General features: G+C 68.9%; 9 protein-coding genes. 6 read left to right on the forward strand and 3 right to left on the reverse strand.

Features of this window, described 5'->3' with window-relative positions:
* The 3 genes from VGD93_RS15390 to VGD93_RS15400 all read right to left on the reverse strand — a co-directional run.
* Positions 1 to 1,414, reverse strand: a 1,414-nt coding sequence (locus VGD93_RS15390; RefSeq protein WP_395013047.1) for a hypothetical protein, incomplete at its 3' end; no start/stop codon positions are given.
* 4 nt (positions 1,415 to 1,418) lie between these two features.
* Positions 1,419 to 2,354 (reverse strand): DUF6384 family protein, encoded by a 936-nt coding sequence (locus VGD93_RS15395; protein ID WP_395013048.1) that lies wholly within the window; start codon positions 2,352 to 2,354, stop codon positions 1,419 to 1,421.
* Positions 2,355 to 2,398: 44 nt separating this feature from the next.
* The gene (locus VGD93_RS15400) at positions 2,399 to 3,586 is read right to left on the reverse strand and encodes a cell surface protein (protein ID WP_395013049.1); all 1,188 of its coding nucleotides are present in this window, start codon (positions 3,584 to 3,586) and stop codon (positions 2,399 to 2,401) included.
* Positions 3,587 to 3,790: 204 nt separating this feature from the next.
* Here VGD93_RS15400 and VGD93_RS15405 point away from each other — a divergent pair, with 204 nt between their 5' ends.
* From VGD93_RS15405 to VGD93_RS15430, 6 genes are all read left to right on the forward strand, one after another.
* Positions 3,791 to 4,258, forward strand: coding sequence for a CoxG family protein (locus VGD93_RS15405; protein ID WP_395013050.1), 468 nt, complete (start codon positions 3,791 to 3,793; stop codon positions 4,256 to 4,258).
* Positions 4,259 to 4,418: 160 nt separating this feature from the next.
* Positions 4,419 to 5,426, forward strand: a complete 1,008-nt coding sequence (locus VGD93_RS15410; protein ID WP_395013051.1) for a BMP family lipoprotein — start codon at positions 4,419 to 4,421, stop codon at positions 5,424 to 5,426.
* 5 nt (positions 5,427 to 5,431) lie between these two features.
* On the forward strand, positions 5,432 to 7,024 hold the full coding sequence (locus VGD93_RS15415; RefSeq protein ID WP_395013052.1) for an ABC transporter ATP-binding protein: 1,593 nt from the start codon (positions 5,432 to 5,434) through the stop codon (positions 7,022 to 7,024).
* On the forward strand, positions 7,021 to 8,151 hold the full coding sequence (locus VGD93_RS15420) for an ABC transporter permease (RefSeq protein WP_395013053.1): 1,131 nt from the start codon (positions 7,021 to 7,023) through the stop codon (positions 8,149 to 8,151). Before VGD93_RS15415 ends, VGD93_RS15420 begins: the two co-directional genes overlap by 4 nt.
* 3 nt (positions 8,152 to 8,154) lie before the next feature.
* The gene (locus VGD93_RS15425) at positions 8,155 to 9,123 is read left to right on the forward strand and encodes an ABC transporter permease (protein ID WP_395013054.1); all 969 of its coding nucleotides are present in this window, start codon (positions 8,155 to 8,157) and stop codon (positions 9,121 to 9,123) included.
* Positions 9,123 to 9,513 (forward strand): cytidine deaminase (locus tag VGD93_RS15430; RefSeq protein WP_395013055.1); only part of this gene is annotated, 391 nt, incomplete at its 3' end. The genes VGD93_RS15425 and VGD93_RS15430, both read left to right, overlap by 1 nt.

The raw sequence follows: 9,513 nt of genomic DNA on the forward strand, positions 1-9,513 counted from the left end.
CGCCCCCGGTCGGGCGCGAGCCGCCGCCGAAGCTGCTGTCGGGCCAGGAAAAGCCGCCGCCCTCGGACCACGGGCGCGGCCGGCGCCGCTCGTCGTCATCGTCGTCGCGGCCCGACCATGGCCCGGGCCCGCCGCTCCAGCTCTGGCTGCGCCGCCACATCTCCCAGTAGCCGGCAGCGGTGATGGCGCCGCGCAGGAAATCGGTGAGCACGTCGCCCACGAGGTTGTCCTCGCGGAAGGTCGAGCGCGGCGTGTCGTAGCCCTGCTTCTTGAACTCGTACTGGATGTCCTCGAGTTCGCGCCGCCGCGCCGCGAGGATCCTGAGCCGGGCCTTCTGGTCGCGCGTCTCGTTCTCCTCTTCGAGGGCCCTGAGGCGCGCATCGTCGATCTGCTTGACGATGGTGTCGTCCTGCGCCGTGTGCGTCTCGCGGGCCTGGGCCAGCAGCGTCTTGACGTCCTCGCGGCGCAGCGCCTCGGCCAGCCCCGACACGGCGTCGGAAAAGGCGGGGTCGCTTCCCTGCGCCAGTTCGTGCTGCTTGTGGGCGATGTCGTCGCGCTCGTCCTCGAGCGCGACGACGGCCGCGTCGATCTCGGCGATGCGGGCCTCGGCCGCTTCCAGGCCCTCGCGCATCGGCTTGCCGCCGCCGGCATCGATCGCCGCCTTCTCGAGCGCGACCACCTCGGCCTCGGCGGCCGTCGCGATCTGCGCCTGCCGCTCGGCGTGCTCGCGCAGCCTCAGCGGAATCTCGTTGAGCATGGCGAAGTTGGGCCGCGCCTCCGGGTAGCCGACGATGCCGGCGACCATGCCGTCGAGCCAGCGCACGAGGTTGTTGGCGCGATAGGCCTTGGTGCCGTACCCGGTCTCCCACAGATACATGAACAGCGGGTCGTCGCGGTACGGCCGCCCCTTCTGCTCGCGGTCGGCTTCGGCCTGCAGCGTCTTGCGCATCGCCTCCTCGGCGACGTGGCGCAGGTGCTCGGCGGAGGCACGGGCGCTGGCGTAGGCGGCGTCGTCGCGCATTGCGCCGGCGATCTTGTCGGCGAGCGTCTTCAGCTGGGCCTGCAGCTCGGCGGCGCGCTTGACCAGCTGCGCCCGCTCGGCGCCGTGTGCGGCGATCTTGCCGTCGACGTCCTTGAGCTGCGCCTCGGTCTCGGCCAACACGCCGGAATGCTGCCGGAGCATGTCGCGGGCCCGGGTTTCGGCCTGGCTAAGCTCGCCCACGATCTGGCGCTGGGTGGCCGGATCGAGCCGCACGCCGGCGAGCTGCCTCAGCAGGTCGCCCTCGGTCTCGCGGATCTTGGCGACCAGTTCGGCGCTGCGCGCCAGGCGCTTGGCGATCTCGTCCTCCTCGCGGCGGATGTCGCGCAGGGCCTCGTCGAGGGAGCGCAGCGCTTCGGGTCCGGACAGGGTCATGGCCTCACCACCGCGTCACCGCGCCGCCCAGCACCGGCATGGTGTAGTCGACGTCGAGGAAGCCGTATTGCTTGATGCCGACGATGTTGTGCTGGATGATGCCGTCGTCCCGCTTGTCCGCCTCGACCGCGCGGTACACCCGCTCGGGGACGCGCACGCCCCACATGGCGACGGTTTCCGTCGCGCCGTTCTCCTCGTTGAGGATCGGCAGGCTGAGCGCCTTGCCCTGCGGGTCCAGCGCCTCCACCACGAGATAGTAGTTGGTCGCCTCGGTGTTGATCTCGGGGAAGCTCCAGAAACCCGACTGCACCCCCTCGCGGTTCACCACCCTGAGGCTGTATTCCTGCCTGAGCTGGTCGCGCAGCCCGCTCAGCGCGGCGATGGCGGCCTGCGCCCCGGCGCGGTCGCCTTCGGCCGCCGCCGCCTTGCCGCGCTTGACCATCTCCTCGGCTTCGATCGCCGCCTGCTGCACCTTGGTCTCGGTGAAGATCGACTGGTAGAGCGCGTCCATCTGCGCCGGCAGCTTCTCGCTGAGCTCGATGCGTGCCGCTTCCGCCTGGCTGGCCTGGTACGGCTTGTAGGCCAGGAAATAGCCGCCCAGCCCGATGACCAGCATCAGCGCGACGGCGAAGGCGGCCGGCCCCCACTTGCGCCGGCCCACGTACAGCCGCGCGAGGCTGGTCCGGAAGCTGGGCGGCGGCGGGGTGTAGACGAAGCGGCTCTGCGCCAGCGCGGCGACGCCCTCCTTGAGGATGGCGTCGCTGACCTCGATGCCCTGTTCGGAATAGATCTGGCGCAACTTGGCGATGAGCTGCGTCTCGCGCGCCTCGCCCGACAGTTCGCGCTCGACCAGGTCCTCGCGGTGGCGCAGCGTGTCGACCACGTCCATCGCCAGCATGACGTCGTCGAGGGGCGGTTTCTCGGCCGCTTGGGTGCTCATCGTCGCACGGTCGTCCGCATCAACGGTGCCGCCCACCTGTCCCCTCAGCCCTTGCCGGTTTCGAGCAGCAGGGCGTTGCCGTCGGCAGCCAGTTGCGCCAGCCGGCGCTTGCCGTCCTCGACCGCGTCCCGGATCTCGGCCGAATTCTTCGTCGCCTGGTCGCGCATCTCGTTGATGATGGTGCGCGACTTTTCCTGGAAGCTGACGACGCTGTCGACCAGCTTCTTGACGGCGTCGGCCCGGATGGTCGGGCCGTAGCCGGCCCTGACGGCAGCCTCCCCGACCTGGTCGCCGATCTCGCCCAGCGTTTCGAGGCTCTTCGACATGCCCTCCTTCATGGCGTTCAGCGTCTCGGTGGATTCGTGCAGGCCGAACAGCCCGGTGAACGAGGCCGACAGGGCGGTGAACACGGTCTCGTTGGTGGAGAAGAACGAGATCGCCTGCTGGTACACTCGCTCCTTGGCGTTGGTCGTCTGCATCAGCCGCGCCATCACCACTTCCGAGGTGGAATAGGAGATGGTCAGGTTGTCGCTGAGGTCCTTGGTGATCTGGTAGCGGCGCTCCTCGTTCTGCAGGTCGCGCAGCCGCTCGTCGCGCGTCATTTCGAGCCGCGCGCGGTCGGCTGGGGTGCCCTCCTTGAAGGCGGCGACGGCGTCGCTCGCCGACTTGAGGTCGGCCTTGCGCTTGTCGAGGATCTTTTCGGCCTCGTGCAGCAGTTCGAGCGCCATCACCTCGGCCTGCTTCAGGGCGCCGCGGAAATCGCGATACGCCTCGAGGATGGTGTGCTCGCGCTCGACCTGGTTCTTGGTTTCCCTGGACACCTCGAGATAGGTGTCGCGGATCTTGTCGAAGCGGCTGGCGATGTCGCCGCGGCTGATCTTCATCCACACGTTGGAGGCGCGCTCGAGCATGTCGAGGCGGCCGTCGTCGAGCTGGTCGACCATGCCCTTGGCGTCGTCGCGGATGGAATTGAAGGCGTTGGTGATCTGCTCGTAGCGCTCGCCCACCGTCATCGCCGCCACCTGGCTGCGCACCACCTCGTTGAAGGCGCTGGCCTGGGTCAGGGTGCGGCCGATGAGGATGACCTTGGTCTCGTCGAGATGGGTGATCTCGGCCAGCAGCCCGGTGATCGGCTGTTCGCCCTGCTGCTCGGGCCAGATGCCGAGATCGCGGATCGCGGTCATCGCCCGGTCGAGATACTGCAGCGGCTTGTCCATGACTTCGGTTGCCATCGTTCGCTTCCCTGGGTGCGTTGCGCGCCACTATGTGGTGCCATGATTCCGCGCCGCCGGAGCAGTGACAATTCCTCGCCGGCGGGCGCGGCACTATTTTGCCGATATGGTGCGAAAAAGACGCACGAATTGAGGCGGAACAAGCGCTTGCGCCGGCCGGCTTCGCCGGGCAGGCTGCACCGGCGACCAGCACGGGGCGGCACGATGCAATTTGGCGGACGATACCTGTTTCACGCGCCGCGCGGTGCCGTGTGGGCGGCCCTCAACGATACCGGGGTGCTGAAGGCGGCGATCCCGGGCTGCAAGCGCATCGACTGGGCCGGCGACAACGCCCTCGAGCTCGAGATCAAGGTCAATCTGGGGCTCGTGCAGCCGGTGTTCAGCGGCGACCTGACGCTGTCCAACGTCATCCCGGCGCACCGCTACACGCTGTCCGGCCGCGGCCGCGGCGGCGTGCTCGGCAAGGCCGAGGGCGCCGCCCACGTCGTCATCGAGGACGCGGGCGCCGACACGGTACTGCACTTCACCGCAGTCGGCGGCGCCGACGGCAGCATCATGAAGCTGGGCCAGGCGCTGCTCGGCAATTCCGCCCAGAAAGTCATCGACGGCTTCTTCCGCCGCTTCGGGGAGGCGATGGGCGTCGCCGTCGACCCGATGGCGCCTTCTGGCTGAGGCTGTTGATAGCGCCCCCGATTTTTGACCAAACGTTCAAACAACCCTCCTTTGCCTCTTGCCGAGCGGCGGTTTGCACGATTTTATTCCGGGCAACGCGCGGGGATTGGAAGGGCGGCAGATAGTGCCGTCGCCACGCGCGCACCAGGGAGACGATCCAATGACGAAATTTTCGAGGCATCTTGGTGCCCTTGCCGCCGGCATCGCCGTGAGCGCCCTGCTGGCAGGCGCCGCCTTGGCCGATCCCGCCGTGATCTACGACCTCGGCGGCAAGTTCGACAAATCCTTCAACGAGGCGGCCTATAACGGCGCCGAGCGCTGGAAGGCCGAGACCGGCGGCACCTATGTCGATGTCGAGCTGCAGAACGACGCCCAGCGCGAGCAGGCGCTGCGCCGCTTCGCCTCCCAGGGCGCCAACCCGATCGTCATGGCCGGCTTCATGTGGCAGGCGACGCTCGAAAAGCTCGCCCCCGAGTTCCCGGACACCAACTTCGTCGTCATCGACACCGTCGTCGACGCCCCCAACGTGCAGTCGCTGATGTTCGACGAGCATACCGGTTCGTTCCTCGTCGGCGCGCTGGCGGCCATGAAGTCCGAGACCGGCACTGTCGGCTTCGTCGGCGGCATGGACGTGCCGCTGATCCACCGCTTCTATTGCGGCTACGCCTACGGTGCGCGTGCCGTGAACCCCGAGATCAAGCTCATCGAGAACTATACCGGCACCACCCCGGCCGCCTGGAATGACCCGGTCACCGCGGGCGAACTGGCCAAGGCGCAGATGGATGCCGGCGCCGACGTCGTCTACGCCGCCGCCGGCGGCTCGGGCCTCGGCGTGCTGCAGGCCATGGCCGATGCCGGCAAGTACTCGATCGGCGTCGACTCCAACCAGAACTACCTGCACCCCGGCTCGGTGCTGACCTCGATGCTGAAGCGCGTCGACAACGCCGTCTACAATTCGTTCCAGAGCGCCGGCGACGACGCCACCTTCCAGCCGGGCCGCAAGGACCTCGGCCTCGCCGACGACGGCGTCGGCTATGCCCTGGACGAGTACAACCAGGCCCTGATCACCGACGAGATGAAGGCCAAGGTGGAGGAACTCAAGGCCGAGGTCATCGCCGGCAAGATCGAGGTTCACGACTACTACACCGACAACGCCTGCCCGCTCTGAGCGGCATGACCGACATCGGCGCCACGAGCCTGCAGCGGCCCTCCGGGGCCGCTGCTCCCGCTGCCGCGTCGCAGTGGGCGATCGAGCTCGAGAAAATCAACAAGAGCTTCGGGCCGGTGCACGCCAACCGCGACATCGACCTCAGGGTCAAGCGCGGCACCATCCACGGCATCGTCGGCGAGAACGGCGCCGGCAAGTCGACGCTGATGTCGATCCTTTACGGCTTCTACACCGCCGACAGCGGCACCATCCGCGTCAACGGCACCGTCCAGCACATCGCCGACAGCCGCCACGCCCTGGCGCTCGGCATCGGCATGGTGCACCAGCACTTCATGCTGGTCGACAATTTCACCGTGCTCGAGAACGTCGTGCTCGGCGCCGAGGGCGGCGCGCTGCTCGGTCGCAATGTCGAACGCGCCCGCCAGGAACTGGTGCGCCTGTCCACCGACTACCGGCTCGACGTCGACCCCGACGCCACCATCGAGGATGTCTCGGTCGGCCAGCAGCAGCGCGTCGAGATCCTCAAGGCCCTGTATCGCGGCGCCGACGTCCTCATCCTCGACGAGCCCACCGGGGTGCTTACCCCGGCCGAGGCCGACGACCTGTTCCGCGTCCTGCGCGTGCTGCGCGAGCAGGGCAAGACCATCATCCTCATCACCCACAAGCTGCGCGAGATCATGGCCATCACCGACTACGTCTCGGTGATGCGCCAGGGCGCCATGGTCGAGACGCTGGCGACCAGCCAGACCAGCCCCGAACAGCTGGCCGAACTGATGGTCGGCCGGCGCGTGCTGCTCAGGGTCGAAAAGGGCCCCGCCTCGCCGCGGCAGCCGCTGCTCGAGGTCGCCGGCCTCGAAGTCAAGGACGATCTGGGCGTGCTGCGCGTCAAGGGCGTGAGCTTTGCCGTGCGCGGCGGCGAGATCGTCGGCATCGCCGGGGTCGCCGGCAACGGCCAGACCGAGCTGCTCGAGGCGGTGAGCGGCATGCGCGTGCCCACCGCCGGCACGGTCAGCATCAAGGGCGAGAAGCTGCCGCTGCGCGGCGACGCCGGCGCCCGGCTGGCCCGGCTCGCCAATATCGGCCACATCCCCGAGGACCGCCAGCGCATGGGGCTGGTGACCGCGTTCGAGGCCTGGGAGAATGCCATCCTCGGCTACGAGACCGAGGCGCAATACGGCAAGGGCTGGCTGCTCGACATCGCCGCTGCCCGCCGCGAGGCGGTCGAGCAGATCGAGAAATACGACATCCGCCCGCCCAACCCGCGGCTGAAGACGGCGAATTTCTCCGGCGGCAACCAGCAGAAGATCATCATCGCGCGCGAGATGGAGCACGATCCCGACGTGCTCATCGTCGGCCAGCCGACCCGCGGCGTCGACATCGGCGCCATCGAGTTCATCCACAACCAGATCATCAAGATGCGCGACGCCGGCAAGGCCATCCTCCTCGTCTCGGTCGAACTCGACGAGATCCGCTCGCTCTCCGACCGCATCCTCGTCATGTTCGACGGGCGCATCGTCGGCGAGGCCGACCCGGCGACGGCGACCGAGGGCGAACTCGGCCTGCTGATGGCCGGCGTCGTCGGGGAGGCGGCACGATGAGTACGCTGCGGCCGCTGCCGCGCTGGGCCGACGTGGCCCTGCTGCCGCTGCTCAACCTGGTGCTGGCCTTCGCCGTTTCCGGCCTCGTCGTGCTCATGATCGGGCAGGACCCGCTGGCCGCCATCTGGGCCATCGTCACCGGCTCGTTCGGCTCCGGCTACAACCTGGGCTACACCCTCTATTACAGCACCAATTTCGTCTTTACCGGCCTCGCCGTGGCGGTCGCCGCCCATGCCGGCCTGTTCAACATCGGCGGCAATGGCCAGGCCTATGTCGCCGGCATCGGCGCCGCCGGCGTGGCGCTGGCGCTCGACCAGACGCACTGGCTGCTGGTCGCGCCGCTGGCCATCGTCGCCGCCGCCGCCTGCGGCGGCCTGTGGGGGTTCATTCCCGGCTGGCTGCAGGCCAAGCGCGGCAGCCACGTCGTCATCACCACCATCATGTTCAACTTCATCGCCTCGGCGCTGATGGTGTACATGCTCAACCGCGTGTTCAAGCCGCCCCACATCATGGGGCCGGAATCGCGCATCATCGCGCCGGGCGGGCGCATCCCCAAGCTCGGCGACTTCCTGCCCTTCTTCGCCAACACGCCGGTCAACCTGACCATCGTCCTGGCCCTGGTGCTGCTGGTGGGCTGCTATCTGCTCATCTTCCACACCCGCTTCGGCTTCGCCATGCGCACGCTCGGCTTCAGCCCGACGGCGTCGCGCTATGCCGGCATGTCCAACTCGCGCATCATCATGATCGTGATGACCATCTCGGGGGCGCTCGCCGCCATGCTGGCGGTCAACGAGGTGCTGGGCGTGCAGACGCGCCTGTCGCTCGATTTCGTCGCCGACGCGGGCTTCGTGGGCATCGCCGTCGCCCTGATGGGCCGCAACCACCCGATCGGGGTCGGGCTCGCGGCGCTGCTGTTCGGCGCGCTCTACCAGGGCGGCAACGAACTGCAATACGTCGTCCCCGGCCTCACGCGCGAACTGGTCGTCGTCATCCAGGCGCTCGTCATCCTGTTCACCGGCGCCATGGAAGGGCTGCTGCGCCCGCCGCTGCAGCGCGTCTTGATGCTGCTGCCCGAGCGCCGGCCGCCGCAAGCGGTTGCCGCCGGTCCGCTGCAGGGCGAGGGCTGAGCCATGGAACTGGGCGAAATCCTGTCGCTGCTCGATGCCACCGTCCGCCTCTCGGCGCCGCTGCTGCTCGCCTGCCTCGCCGGCCTCTATTCCGAGCGTTCGGGGGTCTTCGACATCGGCCTCGAGGGCAAGATGCTGGCGGCCGCCTTCGCCGCCGCCGCCGCCGCCGCCGTCACCGGCTCGATGTGGCTGGGGCTGGCCGCCGGCCTTGCCATCTCCATCCTGACGGCGCTGCTGCAGGGGGCGGCGGCCATCACCCTGCGCGGCAACCAGCTCATCGCTGGCGTCGCCATCAACATGCTCGCGGCGGGCATGACCACCTTCCTCGGCCAGCAGTGGTTCCGCCAGGGCGGCCGCACTCCCGCCCTTGGCGCCGGCGAGCGCTTCGAGGCGGTGACCTTGCCCTTCGCCCACGAACTCGGCGGCATCCCCGTCATCGGCCCCATCTACCAGGAGCTCATCTCCGGCCACTATCTGCTCGTCTACATCGCCTTCCTTGCCGTGCCGGTCACCGCCTTCGTGCTCTACCGCACCCGCTTCGGGCTGCGCCTGCGGGCGGTCGGCGAGAACCCCAAGGCCGTCGACACCGCCGGCATCTCGGTGGCGCGGCTGCGCTATTCGGCGGTGCTGATCACCGGCCTGCTGTGCGGCTTCGCCGGCGCCTACCTGTCCATCGCGCAGGGCTCGGGCTTCGGCAACAACATGACCGCCGGGCGCGGCTTCATCGCGCTCGCGGCGCTGATCTTCGCCAAATGGCGCCCGGTGCCGGCGATGTTCACCTGCCTGCTCTTCGGCTTCCTCGACGCGCTGCAGATCCGCCTGCAGGGGCGCGAGCTGCCGGTCATCGGCGAGGTGCCGGTGCAGCTCATCCAGGCGCTGCCCTATATCCTCACCGTGGTGCTGCTCGCCGGCTTCATCGGCAAGGCGGTGGGGCCCAAGGCGGGCGGCATCCCCTACGTCAAGGAGCGCTGATGCTGGCCATCGACACGCAGCTGTTCGCGGCGGCCGAGGCGGTGCGGGCCCGCGCCTACGCCCCGTACTCCGGCTTCCCCGTCGGGGCCGCGATCCTCGCCGACGACGGCCGCATCTATGCCGGCTGCAATGTCGAGAACGCCGCCTATCCGCAGGGCAACTGCGCCGAGGCCGCCGCCATCGCCGCCATGATCGCGGGGGGCGGGCGGCGCATCCAGCGCATCTACGTCACCGGCCCCGGGCGGGCGCCGGTCACGCCCTGCGGCGGCTGCCGCCAGCGCATCCGCGAATTCGCCGAACCGGACGTCGCCATCGTCTCGCACGGGGTCGAGGGCACGCCGCTGGTGTCGACGCTGGCCGAGTTGCTGCCGCATTCCTTCGGCCCCGGGC

This window comes from Devosia sp., from assembly GCF_036406155.1.
Classification (GTDB): Bacteria; Pseudomonadota; Alphaproteobacteria; order Rhizobiales; family Devosiaceae; genus Devosia_A.

Excerpts from the sequence above, each read along its gene's own strand:
- VGD93_RS15410 (WP_395013051.1), top strand. The coding sequence starts at position 4,419 with ATGACGAAATTTTCGAGGCATCTTGGTGCCCTTGCCGCCGGCATCGCC.
- VGD93_RS15420 (WP_395013053.1), top strand. The coding sequence starts at position 7,021 with ATGAGTACGCTGCGGCCGCTGCCGCGCTGGGCCGACGTGGCCCTGCTG.
- VGD93_RS15415 (WP_395013052.1), top strand. The coding sequence starts at position 5,432 with ATGACCGACATCGGCGCCACGAGCCTGCAGCGGCCCTCCGGGGCCGCT.
- VGD93_RS15425 (WP_395013054.1), top strand. The coding sequence starts at position 8,155 with ATGGAACTGGGCGAAATCCTGTCGCTGCTCGATGCCACCGTCCGCCTC.
- VGD93_RS15395 (WP_395013048.1), bottom strand. The coding sequence starts at position 2,354 with ATGAGCACCCAAGCGGCCGAGAAACCGCCCCTCGACGACGTCATGCTG.
- VGD93_RS15400 (WP_395013049.1), bottom strand. The coding sequence starts at position 3,586 with ATGGCAACCGAAGTCATGGACAAGCCGCTGCAGTATCTCGACCGGGCG.
- VGD93_RS15405 (WP_395013050.1), top strand. The coding sequence starts at position 3,791 with ATGCAATTTGGCGGACGATACCTGTTTCACGCGCCGCGCGGTGCCGTG.